12 protein-coding genes are annotated in these 16,887 nt (G+C 66.7%); 6 read left to right on the top strand and 6 right to left on the bottom strand.

What is annotated here, in order from left to right; translation table 11 throughout:
* Positions 1 to 142: 142 nt before the first annotated feature.
* The 3 genes from QH195_RS08730 to rfbA all read right to left on the bottom strand — a co-directional run bounded on the left by QH195_RS08730 (position 143) and on the right by rfbA (position 2,480).
* On the bottom strand, positions 143 to 622 hold the full coding sequence (locus QH195_RS08730) for a hypothetical protein (protein WP_280434978.1): 480 nt from the start codon (positions 620 to 622) through the stop codon (positions 143 to 145).
* Between the two features lie 422 nt (positions 623 to 1,044).
* Positions 1,045 to 1,599 (bottom strand): dTDP-4-dehydrorhamnose 3,5-epimerase family protein, encoded by a 555-nt coding sequence (locus tag QH195_RS08725; RefSeq protein WP_280423371.1) that lies wholly within the window; start codon positions 1,597 to 1,599, stop codon positions 1,045 to 1,047.
* An 8-nt stretch (positions 1,600 to 1,607) separates the two neighbouring features.
* Positions 1,608 to 2,480: a glucose-1-phosphate thymidylyltransferase RfbA gene (gene rfbA, locus QH195_RS08720; RefSeq protein WP_280423370.1), complete on the bottom strand. Its 873-nt coding sequence runs from the start codon at positions 2,478 to 2,480 to the stop codon at positions 1,608 to 1,610.
* A gap of 327 nt (positions 2,481 to 2,807) precedes the next feature.
* Here rfbA and QH195_RS08715 point away from each other — a divergent pair, with 327 nt between their 5' ends.
* The gene (locus QH195_RS08715) at positions 2,808 to 4,115 is read left to right on the top strand and encodes an ATP-grasp domain-containing protein (RefSeq protein ID WP_348537347.1); all 1,308 of its coding nucleotides are present in this window, start codon (positions 2,808 to 2,810) and stop codon (positions 4,113 to 4,115) included.
* Between the two features lie 86 nt (positions 4,116 to 4,201).
* Positions 4,202 to 6,136, top strand: a complete 1,935-nt coding sequence (locus QH195_RS08710) for a hypothetical protein (protein ID WP_280434980.1) — start codon at positions 4,202 to 4,204, stop codon at positions 6,134 to 6,136.
* Between the two features lie 163 nt (positions 6,137 to 6,299).
* Here the strand turns inward: QH195_RS08710 and QH195_RS08705 are convergent, their stop codons facing one another.
* A complete protein-coding gene (locus tag QH195_RS08705; protein WP_280434977.1) occupies positions 6,300 to 10,952 on the bottom strand; it encodes a CHAT domain-containing protein in 4,653 nt (1,550 codons plus the stop codon).
* Positions 10,953 to 11,119: 167 nt separating this feature from the next.
* On the opposite strand from QH195_RS08705, the gene QH195_RS08700 reads away from it, so the two are divergent.
* Genes QH195_RS08700 through rfbB form a run of 3 tightly spaced genes read left to right on the top strand, consistent with a single transcriptional unit; the run spans position 11,120 to position 13,502 of the window.
* Entirely contained in the window at positions 11,120 to 11,509 is a 390-nt protein-coding gene (locus QH195_RS08700) for a hypothetical protein (RefSeq protein ID WP_280423368.1), read from the top strand.
* Positions 11,510 to 12,439: a hypothetical protein gene (locus QH195_RS08695; protein WP_280434976.1), complete on the top strand. Its 930-nt coding sequence runs from the start codon at positions 11,510 to 11,512 to the stop codon at positions 12,437 to 12,439.
* Positions 12,440 to 12,491: 52 nt separating this feature from the next.
* Positions 12,492 to 13,502 carry a dTDP-glucose 4,6-dehydratase gene (rfbB, locus tag QH195_RS08690; protein ID WP_280423366.1) on the top strand — a complete coding sequence of 337 codons (1,011 nt, stop codon included), beginning with the start codon at positions 12,492 to 12,494 and terminating at the stop codon, positions 13,500 to 13,502.
* 148 nt (positions 13,503 to 13,650) lie between these two features.
* On the opposite strand, the gene QH195_RS08685 is transcribed toward rfbB, so the two are convergent.
* On the bottom strand, positions 13,651 to 15,171 hold the full coding sequence (locus QH195_RS08685; protein ID WP_280434975.1) for a DUF2142 domain-containing protein: 1,521 nt from the start codon (positions 15,169 to 15,171) through the stop codon (positions 13,651 to 13,653).
* Positions 15,168 to 16,163, bottom strand: a complete 996-nt coding sequence (locus QH195_RS08680; RefSeq protein ID WP_280423364.1) for a glycosyltransferase — start codon at positions 16,161 to 16,163, stop codon at positions 15,168 to 15,170. The genes QH195_RS08685 and QH195_RS08680 overlap by 4 nt, the downstream gene beginning before the upstream one ends.
* A gap of 194 nt (positions 16,164 to 16,357) precedes the next feature.
* Here QH195_RS08680 and QH195_RS08675 point away from each other — a divergent pair, with 194 nt between their 5' ends.
* The gene (locus tag QH195_RS08675; RefSeq protein WP_280423363.1) at positions 16,358 to 16,876 is read left to right on the top strand and encodes a GtrA family protein; all 519 of its coding nucleotides are present in this window, start codon (positions 16,358 to 16,360) and stop codon (positions 16,874 to 16,876) included.
* The last annotated feature ends 11 nt before the right edge of the window (positions 16,877 to 16,887 follow it).

Here is a 16,887-nt window from a genome sequence, read left to right as displayed (position 1 = left end):
TTGGGGCCGGCGGTTTTTTTTTTTTTCTCATGCTCGTACCTCCCCTCCGCCGGCGGGCGGGGGGCCGGCGGGGCGCCCGGCCCCCCCCCGGGCGCCCCCCCCGCCCGGGGGTTTCCCGCTGCCGGGTATGTGTTGTGCCTGTTCAGGCCACGCTGGTGAGGCGTCGCGGCCGCCGGGCGAGGGCCGAACGCACCGCCGCGCCGAGCGCGACCACCGGCGGAATCCAGCGGGCCTCGTCGGGGGAGACACCCCAGCTGGCCGAACCCGCCGAGAGGTGGGTGGGCGGCAGCGGGATGCCGTCACCGTCGGTGTGCACGACCGCACCGGCCGCGCGCAGCGCCTCGACGGCACGCTCGGCCTTGCGCATACCGGTCACCAGGTGGATTTCGCGGCGCTGGGCGCCCGGAATCTCGATAACCGGACCGGTCAGGTTGTTCGCGCGCAGGTACCGGCGTACCGACGCGGCCAACTCCCCGGTGACCTCGACGGCGGACACCTCGGCATCGGTGATCAGGCACAGGCCGTTGGTCGTTTCGGCGACCGTCCAGCCACGCTGGACGTAGTCCCGCGCGGCCGCGGACTTGGCGCCCGCCGAGACGGAAGTCGAAAACGTCGTACGCACTGTCATCTCCATTCCCCGGTATAGATCAGCTCCGGCTTTCATGGGTCGTATCGGTGCCGGGTCCCCGTGGTGTTACGCCGTTCCAGCGAATTTTTTCGACTGTCGGCTAGGTCTCATTCCTCTCCACGGGGGAATAGCAGCGGCCGGCGCCGCTATACCTGGTCACGGTTGGCTTCCCGGGTGGAATCCAGGGAGGATCCCGGTACGGCCAGTGAGTCAGTGGACGAATCCCCCGAGAACCGGCCCGGCGGCAGCCGGGGCGCCTGGGCCGGTGGTTTCACCGGCACCGCGGGGCGGTCCCGCGAGGGAACCGCCGGGCAGCGACAATACCGCCGAACCGGCCACTCGGCGAATCCGGCGGAAACCGCCCTTACGGACGGCTTCTGCGCAACGTTCGACGCCGGCCCCGATCGCCGCGGCGGTCAGCGGTCGCGTAGTCGTGGCGCTGCGGCGTCCTTCAGGGAACGGAGATAGGTGAGCCGCTGTCCGTCGCGGCCGGTCGCGGGCCAGTCGATGGCCAGATCCGGATCGAAGGCGTCCAGGTCGTGGTCGTACTCGGGGCTGTATTCCAGGGAACACAGATACGTGAGGGTGGAATCGTCGGCCAGCGACAGGACGGCATGGCCGAGGCCCTCGGATATGAACACCGAGCGCCGGTCGCGGTCGTCGAGCAGCACACTGTCCCACCGGCCGAACGTGGGTGAGCCGGCCCGCAAGTCGATCACCACGTCCAGGAACGCGCCGCGTACACAGGTGACATATTTCGCCTGGCCCGGCGGATCGTCGGTGTAGTGGATCCCGCGCAGCACGCCGGCTGCGGATACCGAGGTGTTGACCTGCAGCAGATCGAACGGCCGGCCGGTGACCTTCTCGAATTCCGAAGCGCGGAAGGTTTCGGCGAAACAGCCGCGATCGTCGCCGTGGATCGCGGGGCTGAAGACCCAGGCGCCGGGGACCGACATCTCACTGATCCGCATCTACCTACTCACCAACTCCGTCCGTGCTCGAGCAGATCGAGCAGATACCTACCGTAACCGGAGCGAGTGAGGGGATCGGCCAGCAGGCACAGTTGTTCGTCGTCGATATAGCCCATCCGCCACGCGACCTCCTCCGGCACGCCGATCTTCAACCCCTGGCGCTCCTCGACGGTGCGCACATAGTTGGCGGCGTCGAGCAGCGAATCGAAAGTGCCGGTGTCCAGCCAGGCAGTGCCACGGGCCAGCACATCGACACCCAGCCGGCCTGCTTCCAGGTAAGCCCGGTTGATATCGCTGATCTCGTACTCGCCGCGCGCCGAGGGGACGAGTCCGCGGGCGATCTCCACCACGTCGTTGTCGTAGAAGTACAGACCCGGCACCACATAGTTCGAGCGCGGGACCTTCGGTTTCTCCTCGATCGAGATCGCCTTGCCGTCGGCGAATTCGACGACACCGTAGGCGGTCGGATCCGAGACCCGGTAGGCGAAGATGGCGCCCCCGTCGATATCGGCGAATCGGTGCAGGCTGGTGCCCAGGCCGGGGCCGTGGAAAATGTTGTCGCCCAGCACCAGCGCGGCGCAATCGCCGCCGATATGGTCGGCGCCGAGCACGAAGGCCTTCGCGATACCGTCGGGAACCGGCTGCACCACATAACTGATCGAGATGCCGAACTGAGAGCCGTCGCCCAGTAGCCGGGCGAAGGATTCGGCGTCCTCGGGGGTGGTGATCACCAGGATGTCCCGGATACCGGCCAGCATGAGGGTGGACAGCGGATAGTAGACCATCGGCTTGTCGTAGACCGGGACCAGCTGTTTGCTCACCCCGCGCGTGATCGGATGCAACCGTGACCCGGTGCCGCCCGCCAGAATGATTCCGCGCATGTTCGATCAGTGTGCCAGCACGGATGCGGCGGCGCTCGTGCGGCAGGCTCCCCGGCCTCCCGTGGTCGCCCCGGCCGGGTGCGCCGCGCCGGCTCACGGTCGCCCGCAGCCGGTCGATCGTGGTGCGGCCGCGCCGCTTTCGGATGCGGCGTAGGGTGCGCCTCGCCCGGCGCCGGTTTCGTTCCGGAAACATCGGGTACTCGGTAGAAATGAGGGCGTTACATTTTCCGGTCCACGGCGAATTCGAACTTTCGACGCGGATTCGGTAGCGGCCCGATATCTGTGCCGGCGGTGCGGCCGGATTTTCGCGTGTGAACCGACGCCCTCGTGATTCAACGAGCTGTAGATGTGGTCGAGAGGGGAGAGGTTTTGTCGATTTCGGCATCAGCATCCAGAGTCCGGAACCCGGATGAAGAGTACAACCCGGAAAAAGGTTACGTTGCCCTGCTGGGTTGGAGTTTGAATGCCGTGGAAGCGGTGGATCGTTTCGACCGGCGCTACGTTGTGGTGGCACCGGAGTGGGTGGCGGATTATTGTGCCGAAAACGGCATACCCTATCTTCCCTGGAATTTCGAACGACTCAACGATCGGTCGATGGAAATCGCCGAGACACTACAGGAGATGGGCGTGGACGTCGCCATTCCCATCTTCGAGGAAACCGTCGAATGGGCGGGCGCCATCAACTCGGTACTGATGGATAATCCGCGCCTTTTCGGGCAGGCCATGCTGTTGCGGGACAAGGCGCTGATGAAGCGGCGCGCGCAACTCGGCGGTATCCGCGTCGGAATTTTCGAGGAGGCCCACGAGCGTGATGATGTGATCCGTTTCCTGAAACGAGTGAATCAGACCCTGCTGAAGCTCGACGGCGATCCCAACGATCCCATCCACGTCAAGGCATTCGACAAGGCGGGTTGCCTCGGACATCGGGTTATCCGGACTCCGGACGAGATCGATACGATCCCCGACGACGAGTTCCCGGTTCTCATGGAATCGCATCTGGACGGCTGGGAATTCGCCGTGGAGGCTTGGATCCACAACGGCCGGATTTGCTTCCTGAACATTTCCGAATATGTCACCCTCGGCTATTCTGTTTTCGTCCCGGCGACGCCCGAACTGGAAAAGTACCGGCCGGAGATCACCCGGCAGGTCGAACGCCTTATCAAAACGTTCGATATCGAGTTCGGGTTCGTCCACCCGGAATACTTCGTCACCAGCGACGGCGAGATGTACTTCGGTGAGGTCGCCTACCGCCCGCCCGGGTTCAAGGTGTTCGAGCTGTTGGAGCGTTCGTACGGGTTCAACGCCTACCACGCTCTCGTCCTGGCCTTCGACCCGAAGACCACCGAGGAAGAGATCGAGGACTTTTTTCCGAGGGAAGTCGTGGATGCGAAAGGGCACGCGGGGTGCTTCGGGGTTTATCCGCGGCGGCGCGTGGTCAGTCAGTTGTCGGTGCCCGAGGAGACCGAGGACCACGAATATTTCGAAACCCACGAGCTCACGGAGCCGCTGACGGAAAAAGTGACCAAACGTACCGCCTTCGGCAACCATTGGGGCCTCTTGTACTTCTTCGGTGACGACCCGTACACTCTCCGGGATCTGCTGAAGCGACAGGAAGAGCTCGATTTCTACATCTGATTCGTTCGGCAGTAACTGATCACGGGGAGGATCCTCATTTGACCCCACTCAGCGGCGACGGGGCGACCCTCGACAGACGTGTGGCCATGTTGGACGACGCGACGCAGTTGCTCGCGGACACCAGCGATTTCGGCAAGCACCTGAAACTGTCGAGGGTTCTCGCGGCGCTGCGCCGAGTACTGCTGTTACCGGGCGGCTGCGCGACCGTCCGGGCACGGGCGGTGCGGCTGGAAACGGCCGGTCTGTTCCGCGGTACGGACTGGGCGCAGCCGCAGATTCTGATCCCGTCGTTGAGCACGGGTTCGCTGCGCAGCGCCAACGCCGACACCGTAGTGCTGGAGACGGTGAGCAATCTGCGGCTGCTGGCGGTGGCCAAGGGCGAGTACGTGCACCCGATGATCTCCGCCGAACATGCCGACCACCACCTGTCCCAGGTGCTGGCCATGAATCTGACCCTGCTGTTCACGCCACCCACCGAGGCCGAACGGGCGCAGCAGGGCCGGATGGCCCAGGTATCCCGGGAGCTGCTGCGCCATCTCGTCGAGGAGATCGGCTACGAGAAGGTGCTGGAGAACCTGGTCGACGAGATCTGGCGGATCCTGCGGCAGCGCCCGATCCAGGTGGAGCCGGTGAAGCGGATGATCACCCAGATCGCTGTCGCCCGCACCAACCCCGATATCGATCTGGGTGCCGCCGGCCTCGGTGCCGACCGCTTGATCAGCAGCCTCTACGGCACCACCGAGGCGTGCCGGGAGGACCCGGGTGTCGAGGTGTACCGCGTGCGCCTCGAAACCATGGACGACAGTGCGCTGGCGTACGAGACCGCGGGTTTCGCCCGGTCCATGCACGACACCGGCCTGGTCTCCCCGTATCACGCGGTGCTGGTGCGTTTCCTGCTCGGCAAGGGCGAATACCTGCTGGGCGAGGCACTGGGCCTGTCCAGCACCGGCCGCGAATGCCTGCTGTGCTACCACGAACTGGTACGCCGCCTCATCGCCGACGCCGTACACGTCGAAACCGCCCAGTGCATCTACGGAATCGCGCTGCTGCTGGAACGCGGGATCCTCTACCAGCCGCCGGTCGCCCCGGCGCTGTGGCGGCAGCTCGCACTGCAGTTGTCGCCGTATTCGCGGGAACGTCTCACCCGGGCCTTCGGACCCGACCCGGATCCGCGCGCCCGCCTGCTCGCGGGCATGCTGTCCATGCTGGGGCTGCCGCTCGGTGTCGGGCAGGGTGACAACCCGACCTGCCAGTCGGCCCGCGCACTGTCGATGTGGGCCTACAACGACCCCGACTATCTGCTGCAGACATTGGCCTGGGCGGCGCGCGACGACGAGGTCGTGATGCATTTCGAGGGCCGGCCCATCTCCTCGCGCGACAGCGTGGGCGGGGTCGCCACGAAACTGCCGGTCGATCTGGACCCGGTATCGCTGCTGGTGGTGCCGCATCTGGACCGTATCTACGCGGAGATGGGCCGGCAGTGCGCCGATCGCGAGGGCGATCCGCATCGCTGGGTGAACCCGGAATTCCACGGCTGGTGGTCGGGCCGGGGATTCCGCATCAATGTCGACGTGGCCACCGGGCAGCTCACCGAACTGGACGAGTTCCTGCGCCACTTCTATGCCAGTTACCACCCGTTCCACAACGGCAACCAGCCGCTGATCCACCCGCAGCCGGCCGGCGTCGCGGTCACCGACAGCGCCGCCCGGTTCGTGGGCTGGCATGCGATCACGATCCTGCGCGTGGCACTCGATCCACAGGACCGGATGCGGGTCTACTTCTACAACCCGAACAACGACAGCGGCCAGGACTGGGGTGACGGGGTCGTGGTGGGTACGGCCGGACACGGCGAACGCTTCGGCGAGGCCTCGCTACCGTTCGAACAGTTCGCCTCCCGGCTCTACATCTTCCATTTCGACCCGCTGGAACCGGGCGAACTGGCCTCGGTGGACCGCGCCGAACTGGATCGGGTCGTCGGCTATGTGCACCGCAGCTGGGGAGCCGATCGGTTGCCGGCCTGAGCTACGGGTCCTGTCTTCCCGAGTTCGCCCGAATATTCTTTCGGCCTGGCTATACGGGTTTGTTCTTCGGCGGCGGACACTTCGGCGGGCCCCATCGGATGTTTCCGCCGGGCGCGGTACTCGACGTAACGCAAAACCGGACGGCCCCGGGTGCGAATCGTGCTCAGGCCCCGGCTTGGAGATGGGCTGCCCAGAGAGAAGGGGTAGCGCGGAAGGTGTCGCGGACTGCGCGGACGGCATCGTGTAGTGCGTGGGCCGCTCGGTCCGTATCGGGTATCGCTGAATCTGAGTCGAAGAGGGCGGTATAGAAACTTTCGGCGATCTGGGTGGCTGTCTCGTCGTCGACGGTCCAGAGCGTGCCGATCACCTGCGGGTATCCGGCCAGTTGGAACGCCGAGGTGAGATGAATCGCCTCGTCGATGAGTTCCACGCTGGTAGCGGCGGTTTCGCAGGCGGACAGGTACGCCAGCCGGGCGTGGCCGAGGTCGAGCGGGGCGAGCGCGGCGACGGTGAACGGGGCGGTGGCGTGGTCGTGCAGCAGCAATCGGCTGCGCGAGGGGTCCGCACTGTCACTGACACCGTGGCAGGCGAAATGGGCGATCGAGCATTCGCGGAGGAGTTGCAGGACCCTGTCGCGGGTGGGTAACCGGACATCGTCCGCGCCGGTCGTCGCAGGCGTGGACTTCGGGCTTCCCGCCGGCGCGGAGAGGGCGTCGGTGTGTCCCGGGACCGCGTTCAGTGATGTTTCAGGTTCGGTCAGCGTGATCGCGCCGGGCAGACGCGTGGCGAGCATCCCGGCCTCGGCGAGCACATGGTGCAGCCGGCCGGGAACACCGGGCGTGGTGGGCATGGCCACGACCAGGGCAGGCCGCGAGGTAGCCGGTTCGGAGCCGACCCCGGTGGCGCGTCGCCGCGCGTGGCGCAGGGCGGTGACGGTGGGTGTGTAGGAGGAAACCACCCGATCCATCACCGTCCGGACGCCGCCTCTCCGGCGGGACGGGTCGGTGTGGTGACCAGCGGCATGGATGGGCAGTTGGCCGAGCAGCCCGCCGGGTATCCACCACACCCGGGGGCCCGCCCGGCCCACCGCGACGGGACGCCGGTAGCCGAGTGCATCCAGTACGGGGCCGGTGGCGTTGTCCCACAGCCATTCCAGAATTTCGACCAGGCGTTGTTGCGCCGCTCGCCGGTCCGTGGCAGTCGCCCCGTGCCCGGCATCCGTCAAGGCCGCGCGGAAGGCCGTGACCCGGTCCAGCACGGTTTCGCGAGTCAGCCCGCGCATCGGCAGCACCTTTACGCCGGACGCCGTGAGCAGCAGTGCGTCACTGCCGTAGCTGCTGATGTTGAAGATCACGATCGGTCCATCGGCGGCTTGTTCGAGCAGTTGGGCGATTGCCGGTGGCAGCGCGAACGTTTCGAACCCCGGCTCGGCGCGGATACGGGCCAGTACCTCGTCGAACTCTCGTGCGAGGCGGTGCCGCGTATCTATCGTGGGCTCCATGTCGGTGTCGAGGGGGTTGGTGGGGGTGTAGTCGAGAAGTCCGCGCAGTCGGATGAACTCCGCGGCGAGGCCGGGATGCTGCTGTTCCAGTTCACCGGTGTCATTCCGTACCTGCAAAGCCTGCCCCAGCAGCACCGCACGGCCAGCCTCGAGCATCTGCAGTGCGAGCGCCGCCCGCTCGGCAGCCGGAGCCGAGGTGTCCCGGAGGGTCAGGGCCGCGGCGTCGGCGGCCAATTCCGCGTACTCGCCGAGGGCATATTGCTGGTCCGGCCGTTGCAATCGGCGCGGTGCCACCTCGGGCAACAGCCGCACCGCGCCGCATACCATTTCTGCCGCACGTCTGCGCCGGTTACGCAAACCGGTGGGCTTCCGGGACAAGCGGGCCAAACTCAGGGCGCGCATCAGCGCAGGGGCTCCCTTGGCCGACCAGAGCAACAGGGCAGCGTTTCGAGCCGACTGGATCCGAATCGACGGCGGCGCCACGGGTGACTGCGCTGCCTCTTGCCACGCGGCGGCGGCCTCGTCCAGATCCTGCAACGGCACGGCAGCTTCGGCCAGTTCCGTTGTCGCGGGGCTGTGCCCGGCCCGCACCAGCAGGGCTTGTCCGAGAACGAACAGGAGACGGGCCCGACCTGGGTGGTCCGGCGGTCTGGCCTGTACGGCTTGCCGGCATACATCGACGGCCTCGTACACATCCGGTACCGCGCCCGTCTGCTGGAATCGGAGCAGGAGTGCCGACCCCAGCGTGGACAGTTTCGCGGCCCGGTCGAATGTCGCCTCGGGTGTGGTGACCTGGAGTGCTCGCCGGCATACGTCCACGGCTTCGGCTATGTCCGCGGCCGCGCCTGTTCGTTCGAATCGGCTCAGGAGAACCGCCCCGAGGTTGGTGAGACGGTCGGCCAGCACGCTGTTTCCGGCGGGCGTGGCCTGTACTGCCTGCCGGCAGGCATCGACGGCCTCGTCCTGGTCCGCTGCAGCACCGATTCGGTCGAAGCGGAGCCACAGAGCGCTGCCGAGGTTGTTCAGGCACAGTGCCAGTTTGGGGTCGTCGACGGGGGTGAGTTGTAGCGCTCGGCGGCGCAACGCGACCACCTCGTTCACGTCCGCCAGCGCACCCGTCCACTCGAATCGGCTCATCAGCGCATTCGCGAGGTTGTTCAACCGAAGGATCCGGTTCGGGCTGTCCTCAGGGGTGGCCTGTACTGCCGCACGGCAGACCTCCACCGCCTCGTCCAGGTCCGCGGGCGCTCCCGTTCGGTCGAAGCGCAGCAGTAGCGCGTTCCCGAGGTTGCTCAGGCATACTGCGCGGTCGGCCTGACCGGCCGAAGCGGCCTGTACCGCCTGTCGTCCGATCTCCACTGCCTCGTCGAGTTCGGGCTTACCACCCGTCTGACGCGCCATGTTCTGAAGAGATATCCCGAGTGTGGTCAGGTGCTTCACCCGGTTGGGGTGGTTGGTCGGGGTTGCTTGCAGAGATCGGCGGCTCACCTCGACTGCCTCGTGCACGTCCGCCGGTACACCCGCCCATTTGTACCGAGCGCGCAGCGCTGATCCGAGGCCGTTCAGGAATATCGACTGTTCGGTGTCGCCGAGCGGGTGGGTCTGCATGGCTCGACGCCCCAACTCGACCGCCTCGTCGAGGTCCGCCGGCAGGCCGGTCCGCTCGAACCGTAGCAACAGTGCACTGCCGAGGTTGCTCGAGCGCATCGCCAGACCCGGGTCGCCGGCGGGAGTTTCCCGGAGCGCTGCGCGGCCGATTTCCACGGCTTCGTCGAGGTGATCCATCCTGCCTGTCTGCCGGAACAGGTGTTGCAGCGTGATGCCCAGATTGTTCATGATCGTCGACCTGGCAGGCGTGGTCGGCGCGACCGATAGCGCCCGGCGGTCGGTCGCCACCGCCTCGTCCAGATCGGTCCGGCTGCCGGTCCGCTCGAATCGTGCCCGGAGGGTATTCCCCAGAGTGATCAGGTATTCCGCCTGTTCAGGGCGGCCGTCCTCAGTGCAGCCGACCGCGGCGCGACTCATCTCTACCGCGTCGTCGAGTGGTTCCGGCGCGCCGGTTCGCTCGTACCGTTCGAGGAAAGCGATGCCCAGATCGTTCAGGAGCTTCGCTCGATCAGGATGGCCGGCGGGAAGCGCCTCTACTTCCAGACGGTGTGTCTCCACCGATTCGTCGAGGTCTGCTACTACACCGGTCAGTTCGAACCGCGTCTGGAGAGCGAGGGCGAGATTCTTCAGGCACCTCGCCCGATGCCAATGGCCGGCCGGGGCAGCATCCACCGCCGAGCGCCCCGTTTCCACCGCATCGTCGAGGTCGGCTGGGGCCCCCATCCACTCGAATCGGATCCGGAAAGCATTCCCGAGATTGTTCAGGGCCACTGCCCGTTCCGGATCTTCGGCTGCGGTAGCGAGCACCGCTCGGCGGCCCACCTCTATCGCCTCGTACAGGTCCATCGGCGTATCGATGTGGACGAACCGGGCCTGCAGCGCAGCACCGAGTGTGATCAGGCAGGCGCCCCGGCCGGGGTCGTCGGGCACCGTCGCCTGCACGGCCCGGCGACACACGTCCACGGCCTCGTCCAGATCCGCCGGCGTTGCCGTCCGCTGGGATCGAGTCCGGAGCGCATTCCCGAGGGCGTTGAGCCAGATCGCCCGGTCGGTGTAATCGGCCGGGGAGTCCTTCTGCCATACCATCCGGTCGTGGTGTCCGGAGGTGGTGGCCTGCACGGCTCGGCGGCCCACATCCACAGCCCGGTCGAGGTCCGCCGGCGCTCCCGTTTGTTCGAATCGGGCCGCGAGAATCAACCCGAAGCTGCCCAGCCTGCCGGCTCGGCCGGGGTGGTGGTCCGGCGTGGCCGCCAGTATCTGTTGCCAGAGACCGGCCGCGGCGGTTAGGGCATCGGTACCGAAACTCGGCAGGTCGTAAGGGACCGTGATGTCGGCGGCGACATCGTAGACTCGATCGGCGACCAGGACATGTAGTTGTTCGGGCAGCGGGGCTGTATACGCCGTGGAGGCGAAAACCGAGGCGAGCCAGTCGATCGCCACCTGCCACTCCTGCTCGCCCCGGCCCGGTCGCAAAGCCAGGTAGCGATACCCGTGGAACCCGGCCAACAGCAACCGGGAGTCCAGGTCCCCGTCGTCCGGCAGAATAACCGCTGCCAGCCGGCCGGCTTCCGTGGCGGCTTCGGGATCCAGCACCGATGACAGCGATGTGTTGTTCTCTGCTCGCGCCAATCTCTGGGCTACGGCGGACCGCAGGAGATCTCGTACCCCGTCCGCGGGGCCGGGTCCGTCCGGTACTGCGGTCCGCATACGTGCATTGCCTCGAATCCTCGCGTCGGCCACTGTGCTTGGCGCCGTGGCCGTTTCGCTCGCCGGATATCGAGGATAAGATCCGGCGAGCACGCCGCCAAGTCCGGGAACGAGAATGTCGGACAGCGGTGCCTGCGCAGTCGCCGATGTTCCGAGGGGGTCCGACATTGTCTCCGCTGCCACCCGACACCGCCCGTGCCACAGCAGCGTTGGCCTATCTCTGCGAACATCTCGCGGAGATAAGCGGCACACTCGGCGACGACGGAACCGATACCTCCACACCGCTACAGCAGCTGCTGGGCGCTGTCCGTTCGAGCCGTTCGGTGGATATCGCGCCGGCCCTGCACGCGGTCCACACCGCGCTTCGGGTCGCCGGTGACGCGCCGGGGATCTTCGGGCATACGCGAAGCCTGGAAGCTCTCGGCGTGCACAGCTTCGAGGTCGTCTACCGCTGCCCCTTGCAAGTCTGTGTCGGCCGCGGCGATGCCGGCACCGGGGCCGAGCCACCTCGGTGTGCCGTCAGCGGTCAACCGCTGCGGCGCGAACGGCTGGCCTGAATGGCCGGTTTCTGGAGCGAGATCACCAGAAAACTCGCCGAGCAATGGTTTTCCCTGCTGGCCTTACCCGGCGCCCTCTACCTGGCAGTTGTCGCCACGGCACGCGTTCTGGGACACCCGCACGCCCTCGATATCCGATACCTCGGCCACCAGATCACCAGCTACGCCGGGCATCCGGCCGTCACCACCTTCGGTGGTCAGCTCATCCTGCTGATCGCCGTACTCGCCGGCGCCGCCGTCGTGGGGCTGATCGCCCAGTTCCTCGGTGCCGTCGTCGAGAACATCTGCCTGGCTGCCGGATGGCAGAGCCTGTCGCTACCGTTGCGGTTGCCGGCCCGCTGGTTTGTGCGCGTCCGTCGCCGCCGATGGGATGTCGCCGATGCCGCCTACCAGGCGGAATACCGGGGAGCGCTGGCTCCCGACCCGGCCGACCGCCCCGACCCCGCCCGCCGGCATCGCGCTGCCCGGATTCGCGACAGAATCGCTGTCGAGCGCCCCGAACGCCCGACGTGGAGCGGCGACCGTATCCATGCGGCCGCCCTGCGCCTGGATCGCGACCACCATCTCGATCTCGCCACCGTCTGGCCCGCTCTCTGGCTCATCCTCCCCGACACCACCCGCGACGAGCTCACCGCGGCCCGCCTTACCCTTTCGCGGGCGACCACCCTCGCCGCCTGGGCGGTGCTCTACCTGCCGCTCGGGATCCTGTGGTGGCCCGCCGTGCCGCTCGCCGTCGTCATCGCCGCCACCGCCCGCCACCGGATCCGCGGCACCAGCGATACCTACGCCACCCTCCTCGAGACCACCACCCGCCTGCACGCCACCGCACTCGCCACCCAGCTCGGCATCGACCACACCGGCCCGCTCACACCCCAGCTCGGGCATACTCTCACCCGCCATCTCCACAGCCGGCCCCCACAGGACACCTGAGCGTTGCCGGTTATGCCCCGGACCGGGCAGCACGGGAAGTTAGAGTGGGTGGGTGCGTCTTCTCGTGACCGGTGGGGCCGGGTTCATCGGAGCCAACTTCGTCCAGCAGACAGTCACCGAACGTCCGGAGGTGACGGTCACCGTTCTGGACGCGCTCACCTACGCCGGTAACCGTTCCTCGCTGGATCCGGTGGCCGATCGTATCGACTTCGTGCACGGGGATATCGCGGATCTGGACCTCGTCGACGAACTGGTCAGCGGGGTGGACGCGGTGGTCCATTTCGCCGCCGAATCGCACAACGACAATTCGCTGGCCGAACCGTGGCCGTTCGTGCAGACCAATATCGTCGGCACCTACTCCCTGCTGCAGGCCGTGCGCCGCCACGATGTGCGCTACCACCATGTGTCCACCGACGAGGTCTACGGCGATCTCGCCGCCGGTGATCCCGCGTTCACCGAGCGCACCCCCTACAACCCGTCGAGTCCCTATTCGGCCACCAAGGCGGCCAGCGATATGTTGGTGCGCGCCTGGGTGCGGTCCTTCGGGATCCGTGCCACCCTGTCGAACTGCTCCAACAACTACGGGCCCTACCAGCACGTCGAGAAGTTCATTCCGCGCCAGATCACCAACCTGATCGACGGGGTGCGGCCGCGGCTGTACGGCGGCGGGCACCAGGTCCGCGATTGGATTCACGTGGACGATCACAACCGCGCCGTCTGGGATGTGCTGGAACGTGGCCGGGTCGGGCAGACGTATCTGATCGGGGCGGACGGGGAACTCGACAATCGCACCGTGGTCGAACTGCTGCTGGCCGAGTTCGGCCGCGCCCCGGACGATTTCGATTTCGTCACCGATCGCGCCGGGCACGATCAGCGCTATGCCATCGACGCCACTGTGCTGCGCGACGAACTCGGCTGGCGGCCCCGCTACGCGGACTTCCGGACCGGTCTGGCCGCCACCGTCGCCTGGTACCGGGACAACGAATCCTGGTGGCGCCCGGTCAAAGCGGCCACCGAACGCGCCTACGCGGTAGCCGGTGAACAGACCATCGCGACGCCCTGATCCCGCACCTCCGTCCCTCGACTCATCCTCCGGACCGGTCACGTTCCGGTACGAGGGTTGACAAGGCCGCACTGCCGGAGGCTCCGCCACCCCACAACGGCGGAGTGCAGAACGAGACGACGGCTCCGAGCCGCGCCGCCCGAGGCGGCTAAGCCCAGACGTAGATGTGGTACTTCGCCACCGTGGCGACCAGTGCGATCGTCGCCGCGACGACGATGGTCACCGCGGCGCCCCGGCCGGGCTCACGGTCCCCGGGGCCGCGGAGCCGGAAGGGCATCCAGCGCAGCAGCACCGCCAGGGTCACGATGGCCAGTGGAATGAAGTACCGGCCCTGGACACCGTCGATGATGTAGTAGCCGACCGGCGTGAACGACATGTACAGCGTCACGTAGATCATCGCGACACTGGCGGCCATGACCAGCGCGACCACCAGCGTCCGCCGGAAATCCGGGTGCGCGAAGCGTTCGGCGGTCCCTACACTCACCGCGAGAGCCAGCAGGCAGGCCACGATCGCGGTGGCGGGCACGTTCACGTACGCGAAGCCGAGTTCGCCGAAGAACTCCGTGAACCACTCGTGGTCGCGACGCAGAATGCTTTCCCAGAAGGTCCGCAGGAAACCGAACGGGTCGGTCAGGATGCCGATCAGCTGTTCGCCGGTATCGACCGTGTACCACTGGTGCCGCGGCCGCATCAGGCTGGTGCCTTCGCCGGTCGGTGCCGCGATCTTCATCCACGCCGCGAATCCGATGGCGCCCAGGGCGGCGAAGACCCAGGTGAGCCGGCGGCGCCACCCGGTCAGGCCCATCCGCTCGGCCGGGATCAGCACCACCAGCAGGGCCAGCAGGACATAGGTCGGTTTGCACAGCGGCAGCAGGACGGCGCAGGCCATCACCGCGACCGTTTCGGTGCGACCCAGCCGGTCCCCGAGGAACAGTCCTTTCACCAGCAACGCGGAGACCAGCAGGGCGAGCGCGTTGGTGAGGGTATCGGCGGTGATGGTGCCGGCCTGGAACACCGCGATCGGCAGAACGGCCACGGTGAACGCCAGCCATTGGATCCGGTGTGCGCGCAGGGCCCACAGCGCGAACCCGACCACCAGCAGATAGGAGGCCAATCCGGCGAGCCTGGTGAGCCGCACCAGGGTGCCCGCATCGGCGCCGACCAGGTCAGCGGTCCAGATGCCGATCGCGTTCGGGATATAGGGGACCGCCGAATATGCCGCGGTATTGGTGAACCACACCGTTTTCCGCTCGTCGGTAACCGGTGCGTCGCTCAGCCGCTGGTAGGTGCCGGGGTCGGCGACGAGGGGAAACGGCTCGCCCGGGTTGTGGGTGTAATCGTCGAGCGCGAATCCCATGAGCGCTTCCACGGCGGCCGGCACTTCACCGCCGTAGGCGACCCCGCGGTCGTCCTCGATTTCGGTGGGGCCCAGACCGCCCTGCGATACCTGATAGGCGCGGCCGAACTGGGTGAGTTCGTCGTGACCCCAGAACGGCGGGCTCATCACCGCGAACACCAGGCCGAAGATTCCGGCCAGCAGCAGGAAGGCGACGGTCGCCGGGCCGGCCCGGCGGATCACGGCCCGGCCGGCGCGGGCGGGAGCGGACAGGGGTTTACGGCCCGCGGCCCGCTCGTCTCCGGCGGGACGGGTCTCGGTATCGGCGGTCAACGGATATCCCCGGCCACGGGATCCGGCTGGGGTTCGCCGGTCGAGGAGGCCGGTTGCGCCGCGCCCGGCGCTTCGTAGCGCAGGTAGATCAGCCGTGCGGCCTCGTGCCTGGAGCGGCGGATACCGTCCAGGATCAGGCCTGCTGTCCAAGCGAGGAAGCCCACGAGCAGCAGTGTGCACGCGAGGAAGAGGGTGGGGAAGCGCGGCACGGTATGCGATTCGTAGTATTCCGCGATGATCGGGATGGTCAGCACCACCGAGATCAACCAGCTCAGGGTGCCGAAAAGGCCGTAGAACGCCACCGGCCGCTCGTGCCGGGCGAGGCCGAAGATCAGGGCCAGGATTTTGAATCCGTCGTGGTAGGTGCGCAATTTGCTCTCGCTACCCGCGGGCCGATCCCGGAAGCCGACCGGGACCGCGGTCTGCGGTACACGCAAATGCAGCGAGTGCACGGTGAGTTCGGTTTCGATCTCGAATTCCCGGGATACGGCGGGAAAACTTTTGACGAAGCGGCGGGAGAACACCCGGAACCCGCTCAGCATATCCTCGACGTTCTCGCCGAAAACCTTGCCGACCACACCGTTGAGGACCCGGTTGCCGGTTTCGTGACCGGCCCGGTAGGCCGATCCGCCCACATCCTGCTTCCGCACACCGAGCACATGATCGAAGGGGCCGGAGAGCAGGGTTTCGATCATTTCCGGAGCCGCGGACGCCTCGTAGGTGTCGTCGCCGTCGATCATGAGGTACACATCGGCCTCGATATCGGCGAAGGCCCGGCGTACGACATTTCCTTTGCCCTTGGCCAGCTCCTTGCGCACGATGGCGCCGGCGGCCTGCGCCTTCTCGACCGTGGCATCGGTGCTCAGGTTGTCGTACACGTACACGACAATTCCGGGCACCGCGGCCTTCAGGTCGGTGACGACCTTGGCGACCGATGCTTCTTCGTTGTGGCACGGGACCACGGCAGCAACACGGAGAACGGTGGACTCCACCTGGTCAAATCCTCGAAATCGATGGATATGGGAACACCGGGAGAGTACCGGGCTGTATCCATGGGGCAGAAGAGGGCCCTACGTGGTTACGCTGCGCTACCGCCTCCGGGCCTGACTCGCTTCTGCCGTGCGCAACCCGATGGCTCAGGTCACTGCGGTACCGTCGGCGCGTGTCATCTGGTGAGTCGTCGGCCGTGGTCGACACCGGCGCGCCGCCCCCTCGTTCGCTCGCCGCGCGAGTGCGTGCCGGGCTGCGGCAGAGTGCGGCGTTCCTGGTGGTCGGGGTGATCGGGTTCCTGGTCGATGCCGGCACCTACAACCTGCTGGTGTTCAACTTCGGTGCCTGGGGCGGCGAGGGGGTGATGTTCCACGTCCCGCTGCCCGCGAAGATCATCGCGATCGCGGTGGCGACTGTGGTCACCTACTTCGGCAACAAATGGTGGACGTTCTCGCACAAGCAAACCGGTAGCCCGGCGCGCGAATATGTGATGTATGCGCTGATCAATGTGATCGCCATCGGGCTGCAGCTGGGTTGTCTGGGTTTCTCCCGCTATGTGCTGGATCTGTCCACCCCGCTGGCGGACAATATTTCTGGAACACTGATAGGTCAGATTGTTGCCGTGGTGTTCCGGTATTGGGCTTATGACAAGTTCGTGTTTACCGGCGAAGGCGATAGGGAAACGACCGAACGGGCGAGCGGCGTGGCTGATTGATATTCTCGGGC

The sequence above is a fragment of the Nocardia carnea genome (assembly GCF_029868855.1).
Taxonomy (GTDB): domain Bacteria; phylum Actinomycetota; class Actinomycetes; order Mycobacteriales; family Mycobacteriaceae; genus Nocardia; species Nocardia carnea_A.
This window is presented reverse-complemented; position numbering and strand designations above follow the sequence as displayed.